Source organism: Sphingobium sp. Cam5-1 (genome assembly GCF_015693305.1).
Lineage (GTDB): Bacteria > Pseudomonadota > Alphaproteobacteria > Sphingomonadales > Sphingomonadaceae > Sphingobium.
Map to the genome: position 1 here is coordinate 1,776,208 of NZ_CP065138.1, position 16,418 is coordinate 1,792,625.

18 protein-coding genes are annotated in these 16,418 nt (G+C 63.9%); 13 read left to right on the forward strand and 5 right to left on the reverse strand.

Annotation, left to right across the window (positions count from 1 at the left end):
* Positions 1-136: 136 nt before the first annotated feature.
* From flgB to IZV00_RS09005, 13 genes are all read left to right on the forward strand, one after another.
* Positions 137-508: a flagellar basal body rod protein FlgB gene (gene flgB, locus IZV00_RS08945; RefSeq protein WP_196224334.1), complete on the forward strand. Its 372-nt coding sequence runs from the start codon at positions 137-139 to the stop codon at positions 506-508.
* A 2-nt stretch (positions 509-510) separates the two neighbouring features.
* Complete coding sequence (flgC, locus tag IZV00_RS08950) at positions 511-921, forward strand: flagellar basal body rod protein FlgC (protein WP_196224335.1); 411 nt, start codon at positions 511-513, stop codon at positions 919-921.
* Positions 918-1,577, forward strand: a complete 660-nt coding sequence (locus tag IZV00_RS08955; protein WP_196224336.1) for a flagellar hook assembly protein FlgD — start codon at positions 918-920, stop codon at positions 1,575-1,577. Before flgC ends, IZV00_RS08955 begins: the two co-directional genes overlap by 4 nt.
* A gap of 39 nt (positions 1,578-1,616) precedes the next feature.
* The gene (locus IZV00_RS08960) at positions 1,617-2,480 is read left to right on the forward strand and encodes a flagellar hook-basal body complex protein (protein WP_196224337.1); all 864 of its coding nucleotides are present in this window, start codon (positions 1,617-1,619) and stop codon (positions 2,478-2,480) included.
* Positions 2,481-2,515: 35 nt separating this feature from the next.
* A complete protein-coding gene (locus tag IZV00_RS08965) occupies positions 2,516-3,259 on the forward strand; it encodes a flagellar basal body rod protein FlgF (protein ID WP_196224338.1) in 744 nt (247 codons plus the stop codon).
* 70 nt (positions 3,260-3,329) lie between these two features.
* Positions 3,330-4,118, forward strand: coding sequence for a flagellar basal-body rod protein FlgG (flgG, locus tag IZV00_RS08970; RefSeq protein WP_196224339.1), 789 nt, complete (start codon positions 3,330-3,332; stop codon positions 4,116-4,118).
* A 149-nt stretch (positions 4,119-4,267) separates the two neighbouring features.
* Positions 4,268-4,882, forward strand: a complete 615-nt coding sequence (locus IZV00_RS08975; protein WP_196224340.1) for a flagellar basal body L-ring protein FlgH — start codon at positions 4,268-4,270, stop codon at positions 4,880-4,882.
* A gap of 173 nt (positions 4,883-5,055) precedes the next feature.
* Positions 5,056-6,135, forward strand: coding sequence for a flagellar basal body P-ring protein FlgI (locus tag IZV00_RS08980; protein ID WP_196224341.1), 1,080 nt, complete (start codon positions 5,056-5,058; stop codon positions 6,133-6,135).
* Positions 6,135-6,449 carry a rod-binding protein gene (locus tag IZV00_RS08985; protein WP_196224342.1) on the forward strand — a complete coding sequence of 105 codons (315 nt, stop codon included), beginning with the start codon at positions 6,135-6,137 and terminating at the stop codon, positions 6,447-6,449. Before IZV00_RS08980 ends, IZV00_RS08985 begins: the two co-directional genes overlap by 1 nt.
* Positions 6,446-7,780, forward strand: a complete 1,335-nt coding sequence (flgK, locus tag IZV00_RS08990) for a flagellar hook-associated protein FlgK (RefSeq protein ID WP_196224343.1) — start codon at positions 6,446-6,448, stop codon at positions 7,778-7,780. Before IZV00_RS08985 ends, flgK begins: the two co-directional genes overlap by 4 nt.
* A 12-nt stretch (positions 7,781-7,792) precedes the next feature.
* The gene (locus tag IZV00_RS08995; protein ID WP_196224344.1) at positions 7,793-8,638 is read left to right on the forward strand and encodes a flagellin; all 846 of its coding nucleotides are present in this window, start codon (positions 7,793-7,795) and stop codon (positions 8,636-8,638) included.
* A gap of 239 nt (positions 8,639-8,877) precedes the next feature.
* Positions 8,878-9,741: a flagellar motor stator protein MotA gene (gene motA, locus IZV00_RS09000; RefSeq protein WP_196224345.1), complete on the forward strand. Its 864-nt coding sequence runs from the start codon at positions 8,878-8,880 to the stop codon at positions 9,739-9,741.
* Between the two features lie 3 nt (positions 9,742-9,744).
* Complete coding sequence (locus tag IZV00_RS09005; protein WP_196224346.1) at positions 9,745-10,797, forward strand: flagellar motor protein MotB; 1,053 nt, start codon at positions 9,745-9,747, stop codon at positions 10,795-10,797.
* 161 nt (positions 10,798-10,958) lie between these two features.
* On the opposite strand, the gene IZV00_RS09010 is transcribed toward IZV00_RS09005, so the two are convergent.
* The 5 genes from IZV00_RS09010 to IZV00_RS09030 form a co-directional block, all read right to left on the reverse strand.
* Positions 10,959-12,305: a sensor histidine kinase gene (locus IZV00_RS09010; protein ID WP_196224347.1), complete on the reverse strand. Its 1,347-nt coding sequence runs from the start codon at positions 12,303-12,305 to the stop codon at positions 10,959-10,961.
* Positions 12,302-13,021, reverse strand: coding sequence for a response regulator (locus IZV00_RS09015; protein WP_196224348.1), 720 nt, complete (start codon positions 13,019-13,021; stop codon positions 12,302-12,304). The genes IZV00_RS09010 and IZV00_RS09015 overlap by 4 nt, the downstream gene beginning before the upstream one ends.
* 70 nt (positions 13,022-13,091) lie before the next feature.
* Positions 13,092-13,739 (reverse strand): EF-hand domain-containing protein, encoded by a 648-nt coding sequence (locus IZV00_RS09020; protein WP_196224349.1) that lies wholly within the window; start codon positions 13,737-13,739, stop codon positions 13,092-13,094.
* 225 nt (positions 13,740-13,964) lie between these two features.
* Positions 13,965-15,182, reverse strand: a complete 1,218-nt coding sequence (locus IZV00_RS09025; protein WP_196224350.1) for an argininosuccinate synthase — start codon at positions 15,180-15,182, stop codon at positions 13,965-13,967.
* A 152-nt stretch (positions 15,183-15,334) separates the two neighbouring features.
* A complete protein-coding gene (locus IZV00_RS09030; protein ID WP_196224351.1) occupies positions 15,335-16,303 on the reverse strand; it encodes an LPXTG cell wall anchor domain-containing protein in 969 nt (322 codons plus the stop codon).
* Positions 16,304-16,418 lie beyond the last annotated feature (115 nt).

The window sequence follows — 16,418 nt, forward strand, 5'->3', positions numbered from 1 at the left end:
TGCGTCACCCACGCAAATTGGCACGGCTCTTGCGAATACCCGTTCGGATCACCCGCGGTTCACGCCTTCAGGCTTCAGAACGGCGAATGACCCACAACTTTTAGGCCCCTCGGGGCAAAAAGACGGAAAGACGGAAATGTCGCTGGAAGACGGACTGTTCGGGATACATGGAAAGGCGCTGGCGCTTCGCTCGCAACGCCTGTCCCTGCTCGCGTCCAACATCGCGAACGCCTCGACCCCCGGTTACAAGGCGCGGGACATCGATTTCGAGTCAGCGCTCAAGGAAGCGACGACGCGCCAGCAGGGCAGCGGCATCGCGGATGTGAGCAAGGCCGTGGACGACAGCATGGGCTATCGCGTCCCGCTTCAACCCAGCCTTGACGGCAACACCGTCGAACTCAGCACCGAACAGACGCTGTTCGCCGAAAATGCCGTCAAATATCGCACGACCCTCTCCTTCCTTGAGGGCCGCATCAACACCATCACTCGCGCCCTGAAGGGAGAATGAGCATGAGCGGCTCTGGTCCCATGAACGTCTTCGACATCGCCGGCCGCGCCATGAGCGCGCAGTTGGTGCGCCTGAACGCCACCGCCTCCAACATGGCGAATGCAGGCAACGTCACCGGCAGCGAGGCGGAAGCCTATCGCGCCATCAAGCCTGTGTTCCAATCAGTCACCGACAAGCCCGGCGTTTCCACGGTGAAGGTCGCCAACGTCCTCACCACCGACGCCAAGCCGACCAAGCGCCACGACCCCAATCACCCGCTCGCCGACGCGAACGGCGATGTGTGGGAAGCGGCCGTGGATAGCAGCGCGGAGCTGGTCGACATGATCGAGACCGCCCGCATGTACCAGAACAATGTGCAGGTGCTGAACACCGCCAAATCGCTGATGCTCGAAACCATAAGGATCGGCAAATGAGCACGACCAACACCGTCACCGACAGCGCGGGCCTTACCGCCTATAATCCGTACAAGACTGTCGGCACCGGCAAGGCGGAGATGGGCCAGGCGGATTTCCTGCGCCTGCTCACCGCGCAGATGCAGACGCAGGACCCCTTCGCACCGATGGATAACGCGCAGATGGTGGCCCAGATGGCGACCATCACCAACTCCAGCGGCATCGCGGAAATGAACCAGACGCTGAAAGGCCTCGCCTCTCAGCTGACGGGTTCGCGCCTCGGCGACGCCGCCAGCTGGATCGGCAAGTCGATGCTGGTCCAAAGCAACATCGTCGCGCCTGACTCCTATGGCCAATATACTGGCCAAGTGAGCTTCAAGGACGCCACCAGCGGCGCGACCGTCGATCTGATGGACGGCAACGGCAATGTCCTGAAGACCATCGACCTCGGCAACCGATCCGCAGGCGACGTCAACTTCTACTGGGACGGCAAGGACGAAGCCGGAAACAGGGTCGCCACCGACGCACTCAAGATTCGCGTCAACGGCGCAACGCCTTCCCGTGTCGCCAGCTGGGCCACCATCGCCGCCGTCCAATCACCCGCTGACGGAAGCGCATCCAAACTCATCACAGCATTGGGCAGCTACAGCCCATCGGACGCCATTTCACTCTCCTAACCTCATCACCCAAATCCTTTTCACCCAAGGAGTAACGCCATGTCCTTCTACATCTCGCTTTCCGGCCTGAAGGCCGCACAGACCGATCTGGCCACCATCGCCAACAATGTGTCGAACGTGAACTCCACCGCCTTTAAAAAGAGCAAGGCCGTGTTCGGCGACATCTTCGCCGCCGCGCCGATGCAGACGACCACGCAGGTCGCTGGTCAGGGTGCGCGCGTGCAGGGCATCACCCAGCAGTTCACGCAAGGGACGATTGAGGGCACGGACAAGACGCTCGACCTCGCCATCACCGGCGAAGGTTTTTTCACCGTCAAGCGCACCGGCGACAGCCAGGTCAGCTTCACGCGTAACGGCGCGCTGTCGCTGACCGAAGACCGCTTCGTCGTGGACACCACCGGCGCCCGCGTTCAGGTCATCCCGGTCGATCCCACCACCGGCCAGCCCAGCGCGGCGATCGCTGCCGGTCTTGCCGCTGGCACCCTGACTTCGGCCGACCTGTCCGACCTGCAGGTGCCGACCAACTGGCCCGCTGGCGGCACCGGCAATCAGCTGAACAGCGTGGGCGTCGGCAAGGATGGCGCAATCACCGGCGTCTATGCCGATGGCACGACCGTCTATCTCGGCACCACCGCCATGGCCGCCTTCAACAGCCAGGACGGCCTGCGCCAGATGGGCGACGCGCACTGGACCTCGACGTCGGCCAGCGGCGAGCCGCGCTTTGGCACCGGCAACAGCGGCCTTTATGGTTCGGTCCGCTCGGGCGCCCTCGAACGCGCCAACGTGGACATCACGGAAGAACTGGTCGCCCTGATCTCGGCCCAGCGCAACTTCCAGGCGAACTCGAAGGCGATCGAAGCAGCCAATACGCTCTCGACCACCATCGTGAACATGCGCACCTAAGCCAAGCTAACGCCCGCTAGAAACAGGACAAACCCATGGACCGGCTCGTCAACACGGCACTCACCGCAATGCGCGGCGCGATGGCGCGGCAAGCGGCGATTTCCAACAATCTTGCGAACGTCAACACGGTTGGCTTCCGGGCGGAGATCGCCAATGCAGAGACGCGCTGGATCAAGGGCGATGGTTTCGAAACGCGGGCGCAAGCGTCCGAACAGGTGATCGCGTCCGACATGGCGCAGGGCGCGGTCGTCGAAACCGGCAATCCGCTGGACGTGGCCATGAACGGCGATGCTCTGCTCGCCGTTCAGGCCGCGGACGGCAGCGAAGCCTATACGCGCCGCGGCGACCTCAAAGTCTCCGACAGCGGCCTCCTCACCACCGGCGACGGCCTGCCTGTCCTGGGCGAAGGCGGCCCGATCACCCTGCCGCAGATGGACAGCGTCTCCATCTCGCAGGACGGCGGCATCTGGGGCGTGCCCCAAGGCGGCGACCCGGCGAACCCGCAACGCGTCGATGGCTTGAAGCTCGTCCGCGCGGTCGGCTCCAGCATCGCCAAGGGCACCGACGGATTGTTCCGCGAAACCAATGGCGGCGTCCTACCGACCGACCCGCTCGCGACCGTCACTGGCGGATCGATCGAAGGGTCGAACGTCAACGCGACCTCCGCGCTGGTGGACATGATCGAAGCCAGCCGGGCGTGGGAAACGCAGGTGAAGCTGATCGACACCGCCAAGCAGCTGGACGACGGCGGCGCATCGCTCATGCGGCTTGATGGTTAATTTGGCACGAACCTTGCTTTTCGTTGAGCATAGCCATTGGGCAAGCCTGACGGCATCACGGAGTTAGACCATGACCAACGCAGCCCTTCATGTCGCCCGCACCGGCCTCGACGCGCAGAACACGAAGATGCGCGTGATCGCCAACAACCTGGCGAACGTCAACACGACCGCCTTCAAGCGCGACCGCGCCGACTTTGAAACCCTCGCCTACCAGCAGATGGTGGCCGCAGGCGCCAATTCGGACAGCGAGAACAAATTCGCCACCGGCCTCAACCTCGGCTCCGGTGTCGCGATGCAGGGCACCAGCAAGATCAACACGCAGGGCACGTTGCAGCAGACCGGCAACGCGCTCGACATGGCGATCGAAGGCTCCGGCTTCTTTCAGGTCCAGCGCCCGGACGGCTCCATCGCCTATACGCGCGCGGGCAATTTCAGCACCACGGCGGAAGGCGCGATCGTCACCAGCGATGGCCTGCCCCTGATCCCGCAGATCACCGTGCCCCAGGGCGCGACCGGCATCACCATCGGCAATGACGGCACCGTCACCGCGACGCTTCAGGGCCAGACCGAACCGACCCAGCTCGGCCAGATCGAACTCGCCAGCTTCATGAACCCGGCAGGCCTCCAGCCGATCGGCGGCAATCTGCTGACCGAAAGCGCAGCCAGCGGCACGCCGCAGGTCGGCGTCGCAGGGCTGGACGGTCGCGGCGTCATCCGCTCGGGCAATCTCGAAACCTCGAACGTCAATGTCGTCGAGGAACTGGTCGACATGATCGAAACGCAGCGCGCCTATGAGGTGAACAGCAAGATGATCAAGGCGACGGACGAAATGCTGCAATATGTGAACCAGCAGCTGTGAGCCGGATGATGCCCGCCCCCCATAACCCGTTCGGGCTGAGCCTGTCGAAGCCCTTCCCTTCTCTTCAAAAGAAGAAGAACGCTTCGACAGGCTCAGCGCGAACGGCTCTTATTTTCCTCGGAGCGGTGGCCCTTGCCACCACCCCGGCAATGGCCGGCAAAAAGCGCGATGCCGAGCGGCAATTTTTTGCCCCCACCATCGTTGCCGCTCCTGCCGCCCCTCCGGCGAACGGTTCGATCTTCCAGGCATCGATGGGCTACACCCCGCTGACCAGCGGCGCGCGGGCGCAGAGCGTCGGCGACATCATCACCATCGTCCTCGTCGAACGCACGCAGGCGACCAAGACCAATTCGGCCGACACCAGCCGCAGCGGCAGCATCGGCCTGACGCCACCCAGCACGGGCCTGTTCTCGAAGCTGTTCTCGCCCAGCGACGTTGCCGCCAGCGGCGATCAGGGCTTCACCGGCAAGGGCAACGCGACGCAGTCGAACGCCCTCAACGGCGAAATCACCGTGACGATCGCGGCGGTCTATCCCAACGGCACGATGCTGGTGAAGGGTGAAAAGGCGCTGACGCTCAACCGCGGCGACGAGTTCATCCAGATCAGCGGCCTCGTCCGTCAGGCCGACATCACGCCCGACAACCGCATCGCATCGACCCGCGTGGCCGACGCCAAGATCATCTACACCGGCAAGGGCGAAATCGCCCGCGCCAGCCGCCAGGGCTGGCTGCAACGCTTCTTCTCGATGATCAGCCCCTTCTGATGGAGACCGGCAGAGCCATGACCATCCTCGACCGCATCTCCTCCCCCTCGGGTATAAAACCACCGTTCGGGCTGAGCTTGTCGAAGCCCCTTACTTTCTTAAAGAAAGAAGAAAGGCCCTTCGACAGGCTCAGGGCGAACGGATTTGGAGGACGACTGCGTAACCTTTTTGGCATGGCATTGGCCGCTGCCACTCTCCTCACCACCCCCGCCCATGCCGAACGGATCAAGGACCTGGGCACCTTCCAGGGCGTGCGCCCCAACCAGCTGACCGGCTACGGCATCGTCGTCGGCCTCGCAGGCACGGGCGACGACAGCCTCGACTATGCGACGCAGGGCGTAAAGGGCATGGTCTCGCGCTTCGGCCTGACGCTGCCGCAGGGGATCAATCCCTCGCTCAAGAACGCAGCGGCGGTTCTCGTGACCGCCGATCTCCCCGCCTTTGCCAAGCCCGGTCAGCGCCTCGACGTCACCGTCTCGGCCCTCGGCAAGGCCAAGTCGCTACGCGGCGGCACGCTGATCATGACGCCCCTGCGCGGCGCGGATAACGAAATCTACGCCATGTCGCAGGGCAACCTCGCGGTCGGCGGCCTCGGCGTATCGGGCGCGGACGGCAGTCAGGTCTCCGTCAACATTCCCTCCGCGGGCCGCATTCCCGGTGGCGCGACGGTCGAGCGCGCGGTAGCTACCGGCTTCGACACGGCGCCCACCCTCACCTTCAACCTCGCCGAAGCCGACCTGACCACCGCCCTGCGCGTGGCCGATGGCATCAACCAGACCTTTGGCGATCATCGCGCGCGCGCGACCGACGCGGTATCGGTGGACATCACCGCCGCCCCCGGCGCGACCGACCGCATCATGATGATGGGCATGATCGAAAATATCGAGATCAAGCCCGCCGACGCGCCCGCCAAGGTCATCGTCAACGCCCGCACCGGCACCGTCGTCATCAACGGCGCGGTCAGGATCCATCCGGCGGCCGTCGCGCACGGCAAACTGACCGTCAGCGTCAACGAAAGCCCCCGCATCGTCCAGCCCGCACCCTTCTCCCAAGGGCGCACCGCCATGGAGCCTTCCAGCTCGATTTCGATCGATCAGGAAAAGAAACCAATGATTAATTTTAAAGGTGGAGCATCGCTGGCCGATATAGTGAAGGCGGTGAATGCCATTGGCGCCTCTCCCGCAGACATGGTCGCGATCCTCGAAGCCTTGAAGCAGGCGGGCGCGATGAAGGCTGAACTGGTGGTGTTGTGATGCAGATAAACGCGATTTCCACAGGGGTTCAGCCCAGCGCATCGCCGGAAAAGGCGCAGCTGGAGAAGACCGCCAAGCAGTTCGAGGCGATCTTCCTGCGCCAGATGATCGGCACCATGCGCCAGTCTGGCGGCGGGGAAGGCATCTTCGATTCCAGCGCGACCGAACAGTTTCGCGACATGTCCGACGCGCGCACCGCAGACACGATGGCGGAAAAGGGCGCACTTGGCATCGCGGAGATGCTGCTGCGCCAATATGAAAGTCGCCTGCCGAAAGCCCCCGCCGCTCCGGTCACACCGGATAAGGGCGAATGAGCGACCTCTTCATCATCGGCGCTTCAGGCACGAAAGCCTACCGCCAGGCGATGGCCGCGATTTCGGAAAATATCGCGAACGCCAGCACGGAAGGCTATTCGCGCCGTTCGCTGACCACCGTCGAATCCGGTTCGTCCACGGCGACGATGGCGACCTATATCGCCCGCGCGAATTTCGGCGGGACCGAGGTGCAGGGCGTCAACCGCGCATCCGATCCCTATCTGGACGCGGCCGTGCGTAACAGCGGCATGGCGCTCAGCAGCTCCACTGCCCGGCTGCGCTGGATGACCGATCTGGAAGGCGCGCTCAACGATACCGACACCGGCATCGGTAAGCTGATGACGGGCATGTACCAGAATATCGACAAGCTCGCCGCCAGCCCCAGCGACCGGTCGCTGCGCGTCACCACGCTCGACAGCATCAGCCGTGTTGCCGAAGCGTTCCAGCGCACCTCGGCCGACCTGTCGCAAGTATCCAGCGGCATCGCCACCGAAGCGACCGCGTCGGTCGAAACCATCAACCGGTCGCTGTCCCAGCTGGCGGGCATCAACAACAGCCTGCTACGCGCGCAGCCCGGCACATCCGCCTATGCGCAACTGCTGGATGGCCGCGACGCGGCGCTGAACACGCTGTCGGCCAATTTGAATGTCGACATCAGCTTCGGCGCGCATGACGTGGCTACGATCAACTATAATGGCACAACGATCGTGCAGGGCGACAATGCAACCGCGCTGGCGCTGACCGTCAATGCCGATGGCACGCTGGCGCTCGCCACCGCTGGCGGCACGGCGCTGACTGCACCGTCCAACGGGACGCTTGGCGGCCTCTTTTCCTCGGCTGACACAACGGCGCAGCGCCGCAACAGCCTGGACACGCTGGCGCAGCAGTTCGTGACGGACGTGAACAATTGGCACGCGCAGGGGCGCACCGATGCCAATGCGGCGGGCGCGCCCCTCCTGTCCGGGACGACGGCGGCTAGCGTCACGGCTCTTATCACCGATCCGGCAGCGCTCGCGACCAAGTCCACGGACGGTACGCTGAACGGCAATCTGCTGAACGCGTCGACCGTGCTGCGTGGCAATGGCAGCGTCGAACAGGGCTGGACATCGATCATCGCGACGCAGGCGAACCTGCTCGCGTCCATCAAGGCCGAACAGACAACCGCGCAGGGCCGCAGCGACCAGGCGATCGCCGCGCGCGAAGCGGTCAGCGGCGTCGATCTCGACATGGAAGCGGCCGAATTGCTCCGTTTGCAGCAGGCCTATTCCGGCTCGGCGAAAATCCTTCAGATCGCGAAGGAAACCGTCGACGCCATTCTGCAGATCATTTGAAAGGGCTGACCCATGGTAGGCATCACCAACAAGACGCTGATCGCCGAAATCCGTCGTCAGCAGACATTGTCTCAAGGCATTATCGAAGGGCAGACCGCCATTTCGACCGGCATCACACTGACCAAGCCATCGGACAATTCCCTGGCTTGGGTGCAGGTGTCGGAAATCGGCAAGGAGCAGGCGCAGCAATCGGCCTGGCAGTCCAATGTCAGCTACGGTCAGGGTCGCGCGGCCAACGCCGAATCCAATCTGGACCAAATCAACACCCTGCTCATCAGCGCGCAGGAACTGGTCACCTCTGCCCGCAACGGATCACTGAGCGATGCACAGCGCGCCGCGATCTTCGAGGATGTAAAAGGTGTCCGCGATGCGATCAGTTCGCTGCTCAATCAGGCCGACTATCAAGGCGTGCCGGTATTCGACGACACGCAGAGCGTGCTGGTTCCGGTTAGCCGTGGATTGAAGCTGGCGGTGGTCGGCACCCGGCAGGAGGTTTCGGAAGGGATCGACGTCGGCGGAACGCCCATGACGCTGGACGGCATATTAGGCCAGGCGCTCACCGCCTTGCAGGGCGGCACAGACGCTGACCTTCAATCGGCGTTGGGCGCGATCAAGGCTGGGCAGGGCCACATCACCATCGAACAGGCGAAGCAAGGTGTTCGCAGCGACCGGCTGGATACAACCGAGAACCGGCTGACCAGCGTTGACCTGGACCTCAAGGAACGCCGTCAGGGCCTGGAATCGACCGACCTTTCCGAAGTCATCTCTTCGGTGAAGAGCAAGCTGCTCCAGCTCGAAGCCGCGCAATCAGCCTTCGCACGCATCAACCAGCAGACGCTGTTCGACCTGATTCGCTAAGGTTCAGCCTGCGACGCTCCCTCATTCCGTCATCCCAGCGAAAGCTGGGATCTCAGGAGAGGGCGCACCACGCTGCCCGAGATCCCAGCTTCCGCTGGGATGACGAAGAAGAGGCGGATTTGGTGCAAAAAACCTCTCGTCCTAAACCTCCCGCTAACCATTGCGCGTTAACCATCTGACGAAAGCGCATCTTGCGTCGTCGGGTGAAAGCCCGGCGGGCAGAATTTTCAGGGGTACTCATGTTCGCACTCATTGGCCTGGTCGTGCTGCTCGCCATGGTATTTGGCGGCTTCATCTTCACGGGCGGCGACATCGGTCCCGTTCTCCACGCCCTGCCCCATGAAATGCTCATCATCGGCGGCGCCGCCGTCGGCGCGCTGATCATCGGCAATTCGGGCGCTGACCTGAAAGCTTTGGGCGGCGGCCTCGGCAAGGTCTTCAAAGGCCCCAAATATAAGAAGCAGGATTTTCTCGACTGCATCTTCCTCGTCTCGCGCCTGATGAAGACGCTGCGCGTCGAAGGCCCCGTGGCGCTGGAGCCGCATATCGAAGATCCGGCCAGCTCGACGATCTTTTCCGAATATCCCCGCCTGATGGCTGACAAGACGCTGATCCACCTGATGAGCGACACGCTGCGCCTCGTCGTCGTGTCCTCGGGCACGCTCGATCCGCATGCGGTCGAAGAGGTCATGGATAATGCCCTCAAGACCCATCATCACGAAGCGCTGAAGCCCGCCGACAATCTTCAGGGCCTGGCCGACGCCCTGCCAGCGCTCGGCATCGTCGCGGCGGTTCTGGGCGTCGTGAAGACCATGGGATCGATCGACCAGCCCCCGGCCATCCTGGGCGGCATGATCGGTTCGGCGCTCGTCGGCACCTTCCTTGGCGTGTTGCTCGCCTATGGCATGGTCGGCCCCTTCGCCAATCGCTGCCGCGCGGTGATTGAGGCGGACGGCGCCATGTACCATGTCGTCAAGCAGATCATCATCGCCTCGCTGCACGGCCATCCCCAGCCGCTGGTCATCGAAGCGGCGCGCTCCAGCCTGACCCACGCCAACCAGCCGGCCTTCGCCGAGGTGTTCGACGGCATGCGGGGCAAATAAGCCATGGCGGACAAGAAGCGCGGCGGGAACGAGCCCGAACCCCGGCCCATCATCGTCAAGAAAATCATCGTCGATGGCCATGGCGGCCATCATGGCGGCGCGTGGAAGGTTGCCTATGCCGACTTCGTGACGGCGATGATGGCCTTCTTCCTGCTGATGTGGCTGCTCGGCGCCACCACCGAAAAGCAGCGCAAGGGCCTCGCCGACTATTTCACGCCGACGCTGGTCGAACTGAAGATGGCCTCGGCCGGGTCAAGCGGCCTGTTCGGCGGCGACTCCATGGTCAGCAAGGAAAATTACCCGACCACCGGCGGTCAAGGGAATCTCGCCATCACCATCCCGCGCGACGCGACCGGCACCAAGGATCAGGGCGGCAAGGCCACCCGCGCCGCCGACCGCGCCAAGTTCGAAGCGGTGAAGAAGGAACTGGAAGCGCGCATGGCCCGCAAGAAGGGCATGGACAAGCTGCGCCGCAACGTCCGCTTCACCGAAACGCGCGAGGGGCTGCGCATCGACCTGATCGACGAATCCAATTTCGCGATGTTCGCCATGGGCACGGACAACCTGCTCCCACAAGCACGTGAGCTGGTGAGCGAAGTGGCGGGCGTCGTGCGCGGCATGCCCAACCCGCTGATCGTGCGCGGCCATACCGACGGCCTGCCCTACAGCTCGGGCCAGAGCATGAACAACTGGATGCTATCGTCGGCCCGCGCCGAAGCCACGCGCAAGACGCTGGCAGCGAGCGGCATCGGCAACGACCGCTTCGCCCGCATCGAAGGCGTCGCCGACCGCGAACCCTTCGCCAAGGGCAATATCTACGACCCGCGCAACCGCCGCATGTCGATCATCCTCGGCTGGACCCGTGGCGGCGACAACGGCGATGATCAGGGGCAGGACGAGGAAACCAAGGCCGCCATCAAGGAACGCGACAACCCGGCGCGGGTAGCGCGCGAAGAGGTGACCAGGATCGACATGGGCGGCACCGGATTGCCTAGCGGGGTCCAGTTGCTCAACCCAACCGCCCCCGGCACATCGAGCAAGCCGGGCAAGCACTGATTGACTTTGCTCCCCTCCCGCAGGCGGGAGGGGTTGGGGGTGGGCTAGCGCAACGCCCGAGCTTCGTCTTCACCGGCTAGCCCGAAAGCTCGCTGCGCTCGCACCCACCCCTAGCCCCTCCTGCCTGCGGGAGGGAAATTCGTATCTGCCACCATCCCCCCTCAAACCGGCAACACCAAACTCGCCTCCAGCCCGCCGCCAACCCGGTTCGCCAGCCTCAGCGCGCCGCCATGCTCCGCCATGATCGCCCGCACCAGCGCCAGCCCCAGCCCAGCCCCACCAGTCTCCCGGTTCCGCGATCCCTCCAGCCGCGTAAACGGCTCCATCATCTCCTCCATCCGATCCTCAGCGATACCCGGCCCATCATCCGCCACGACCAGCCGGATCGCGCCATCCTCGCGCACCACGGACACATGCGCCCGCTCGCCATAAACGATCGCATTCTCGATCAAATTGCGCAGCGCCCGCCTGATCTGCTGCGGCCGCACCGAAGCCACCGCCCGCGCACTATCCGCCATCTCAACGGGCGATCCCAGCTCGATGAAATCCTCCACGACGGCATCAGCCAGCGCGGAAAGATCAACCTTCTGCGCCGCCTCCGTGCTCCGCCCGGCCCGCGCCAGCGACAGGATATCCTCCAGCATCCGGTTCATCTCGTCGATCGTTTGCGACATGCGCGCCCGCTCGCCCTCATCCTCCACCGACTCCGCCCGCACCCGCAGCGACGCCAGCGGCGTGCGCAAATCATGGCCGATCGCGCCGAGCATCCGGTCCTTCTCATCCAACATCGCAAAGATCCGGCCGCGCATCGCATTGAACGCGGTGGTCAGCTCGCGCACATCGCCCGGCCCGCGCTCCTCCACCGCGTCGGCTGATCCCGTGCGCGCAAATTGCTGCGCCGACCGCGTCAACTGCCCCAAAGGCCGCGCCAGCCGTCGCCCGACCCACAGCAGGGGCAACAGCACGATCACATAAAGGATCAGCGTCTGCCACACGAGCCAGCCGCCAAAGCGCGGCGCCCGGTTGCCCGCCCGCGTCTGGGTCACGACCCATTGTCCCGGTGCATATTCAGCCGCCATCGTCAGCCGGCCGCCGCGCGCCGCGCCACGCATGTCACCCATGGCGCGCATCCTGATGCTGTCGATCCGGCGCAGGGGCGGACGCTGATCCTCCTCCACCACGCGCACCGATCGCATGGGCAGCCCCACATCGGCAAACATCGCCAGCGCACGCCGCTCGACCTCGGGCCGCCGCTCGCCCGTCAACGTCGGCGCAGCATCGAAGAAGCGCGCCCGTGGCGGCCGGTTGCGCGCGGGCGGCTCACCCCGGCTGTCCAGCGCATCGACGATGCGATAGACCCCCGGCGCCGTCTGCGCCGTCAGCGTCAACCGATTGCGCTCCCGCAGCAGCAGCCCGAAATTGATCGCCTGCGCCACGAACAGCGCGATTGCCACCAGGACGATAATCTGCCCCACCAGGCTCTGCGGCCAAAGGCGAAAGCGCCTCACAGCTTCCTCACATCGGCGGACAGGGTGTAACCGCCGCCCCACACCGTCTTGATCAGCGTCGGGCTTTTCGGCTCCGGCTCGATCTTCTTGCGGAGCCGACTGATCTGATTGTCGATCGCCCGGTCAAAGGCATTGGCCTCGCGCCCCTGAGTGATGTCGAGTAGCTGATCCCGGCTCAGCACCTGATTGGGCCGCGTCGCAAAGGCCATCATCAGATTATATTCGGCGGTCGACAGCGGCAGCGCCACGCCCTCCTGATCCACCAACACCCGCTCCTGCGTCTTGAGCAGCCAACCTGCAAAGGCATAGGTCGCCCCATCCGGCGCTGTCACCCGCTGGCCACCCGTGGCCACCCGGCGAAAGATCACCTTGATCCGCGCCACCAGCTCACGCGGCGAAAAGGGCTTCAGCACATAATCGTCCGCCCCCATTTCCAGCCCGACGATCCGGTCCGTTTCCTCCGACTTGGCAGTCAGCAGGATCACCGGAATCTCGCTCGTCTCGCGAATATGGCGGCACAGCGACAATCCATCCTCGCCCGGCATCATGATGTCCAGAATCACCAGATCGATCGCATTGGCATTGAGCCGCACCCGCGCCTCCGCCGCGCTTTCGACGGCGGTCACACGGAACCCGTTGCGCGACAAATATTGCGCCAACGGCTCGCGGATCGAACGCTCATCATCGACGAGCAGCAGATGGGGTTTTTCGCTCATGAGGAATATCTGTCACGACTATCAGCAGCTTGGAAGGGTGAACGACGCTGCCTCCACCCTTCCCCTATGATCAGTTGTTCGGCGCAGCGTCCGCACCGCGACGGGCCTGCCATGCTTCGCGCATCGCCTGACGCGCGGCCTTCATTTCATCCGCCGTGACGAAGCCGTCCTTGTTGCTGTCCGCCCTGTCGAACATCGCGATAGGCCGGGCCATGAACTCGGCGCGGGTGAGGACGCCGTCCTTCATCGCCTCGCCACCTCGGCCGCCACGCCCATGAAACATCATGCCGCCGCCAAAGCCATGATGACCGCGCCCACCAAAGCGGTGGCCCTCACGCCCCTCGCGATCGCCATCCCCGCGACCCCAGCGACCCTGATGTCCGGCGACGAACTCGGCCTTGCTGATCTGCCCGTTGCGGTCGGTGTCCAGCGCGGCAAAGCGCTGGTCAAGCCGCGCCTGACGGCTGATCTCCCGATCTTCCTTCGTCAGCTTGCCGTCGTGATTGGCGTCCATCTTCGCGAACCGCGCATCAAGCGCTGCGGTCAGTTCAGCCTTGCTGATCTTGCCGTCCTTGTTCGCATCGGCCATCGCCATCATGCCGCCATGTCGGCCGCCCGGACCAGCATCGCCCGGCTGCGCAAGCGCCAGATGCGAAGCGGCCAGCCCACCGACGAACAGCGCGCCGACAGCAGCAGTGCCCAAAAATTTGCGGATCATCTCATCTCTTCCTTCCAAGGGATAACGAACGGCCATCGCCGCTCCTGAAACCCCTTATGAGGAAGACTTGTCCCGCAAACTTGTCATGTCACGGGCTAAATTGTCGCAATATGTAACGGGGGCGAGCCTCATCCCCATACCCGTCATCCCAGCGCAAGCTGGGATCTCAGGAGGCAAGGCGCCAGGCCGCACAAGATCCCAGCTTGCGCTGGGATGACGAGATAATCAGCCGTCCCGCCGACCCAGCAGCCGCAACCGAAGCGCGTTGAGCTTGATAAAGCCCGCCGCATCCCGCTGGTCATAGGCGCCCGCATCATCCTCGAACGTCACAACCTTTTCGCTGTAGAGCGAATAAGGCGATTTCCGCCCAACGACCTGAACGCCACCCTTGTACAGCTTTAGCCGGACGGTCCCCGTCACCTTCTCCTGACTATAATCGATCGCTGCCTGCAACATCTCACGCTCGGGCGAGAACCAGAAGCCATTATAGATCAGCTCGGCATATTTGGGCGCCAGCTCATCTTTCAGATGCGCCGCGCCCCGATCCAGCGTCAGCTGCTCGATACCGCGATGGGCAAGGTGATAGATGGTGCCGCCCGGCGTTTCATACATGCCGCGCGACTTCATGCCGACGAAGCGGTTCTCGACCAGATCAAGCCGACCGACGCCATGCTTGCGGCCATATTCGTTTAGCGTTTCCAGCAGCGTCGCCGGGCTCATGCCCACGCCATTGATTGCCACGCCGTCGCCACGCTCGAAATCGACCGTGATATATTCCGGCGCGTCGGGCGCGTCCTCCGGGTTCACCGTGCGCGAATAGACATAGTCGGGCACTTCTTCCCACGGATCTTCCAGCACCTTGCCCTCGGACGAGGTGTGCAGCATGTTCGCGTCGGTCGAAAACGGGCTTTCGCCACGCTTGTCGCGGGGGATCGGAATCTGATGCTGCTCGGCGAACTCGATCAGCTTGGTGCGGCTGGCGAGATCCCATTCCCGCCACGGCGCGATGACCTTGATGTCGGGCGACAGCGCATAATAGCCCAGCTCGAACCGCACCTGATCATTGCCCTTGCCGGTCGCGCCATGGCTGACGGCGTCCGCGCCAACCATCTTCGCAATCTCGATCTGCCGCTTGGCGATCAGCGGGCGGGCGATCGAAGTGCCCAGCAGATACAGCCCCTCATACATCGCGTTGCCGCGCATCATCGGGAAGACATAGTCCTTCACAAATTCTTCGCGCAGGTCGTCGATGAAGATATGCTCATCCTTGACGCCCATGAGCTTGGCCTTCTGCCGCGCAGGCTCCAGCTCTTCGCCCTGCCCCAGATCGGCGGTAAAGGTCACGACCTCGCAACTGTAGGTCTGCTGCAACCATTTCAGGATCACGCTGGTGTCGAGCCCTCCCGAAAAGGCCAGGACAATGCGGTTGATCTTATCGGACATGGGTGGAGCGACCTTCCTTGAAGCTGGCGCGAAATTACCGGCGCGCCGGTATCAGGGGTCGGCCCCAAGTGCAACCGAATCGACGTGCGCAGGTCATGCAAACGGGGCGGCACCCTGCGATGCCGCCCCAGTCTGGCTGATGGTCCGATGACTTAGCGCGTTTGCGGCTTGAATGTCATCCCGCGATTCCGATCCGCGCCCATCCGATAGACGGTCTGCATTTGCGGTTCGGCATGGATCGTCTGCGGCGGCACATGGGCGGGCGCATCGGTAAAGGATGCTCGTTCGCCCCTCTCCTGTTGCGCCAGCAGGAACCGAGCCCGGGCCAGCCGCTTGCGATGCGTGCGGAAAGGATTCTCCGCGCTCGGAGCGGCGGCGACCATCGCCTCCAGACTGGAGCCGTAAGCAGCCCCGGCCGCAATGGGCGCACGCGCAACGGCAGGCTCAGCCACCGGCTCCCGCTCCATAAAGGTGGGAGCTTGCGCAACAGGCTTTTCGACCAGCGGAGTGACCGGGGCCGCAATGACCTCCTCCTCGTCAACCTCCGCAATGTTGCGACGACGACGGACGACGGCAGCCCCGCCCAGCCCCGCGAGCAGCAACACGCCACCGCCCAGGGCCCACAGGAGCGATTCCTTTGTGCCAGTATCGGCAGCGCCCAGATCGCGCGCCTCAGCGGAAGGCGGTGTGGCGGGCGCAGCCTCGCTCACCGCAGGCGCCGGACCAACGGCGGCCTCACGCTCGGGCGCTGCCGCCATAGGCCGTGCCTCCGCCCGTTCAACCGACGGAGCAGCAGCAGACCGTTCAACTTGCGCCCGCGGTGCAGTTCGAACCGGCGTGGAAGCCATCCGCGCCTTTGGCCGACCAGCAGCAGGTTTCGCCGCAGTCTCGGCTTCCGAAGCAGCCACCGCAGCACCCAGCCGCTCCTCAACCGAAGCGGTCGGTTGGACCATCGGCTGCGGGGCCGACGCGGCAGGGGCTACAACCGCCGGCGGCACGACAACAGGCGGCGAGACCGCATCAGGAACAGTTTCCTGCGCGAAAGAACAGGTTGAACCAAGGGCCAGAACAGCGGCAATCGCGGCACCAGCCGGGCGAGCAGATTGAATATATCCTCTCATAGCTCAAGCTGAACCAACAAACTTTTCAATTGACCGCAGACATGGTCACGGATTCACGATGAGTTGATTTTACAAAGAGACGAATTGTTGCAGAAGCGCGAGAGATGAACATCCA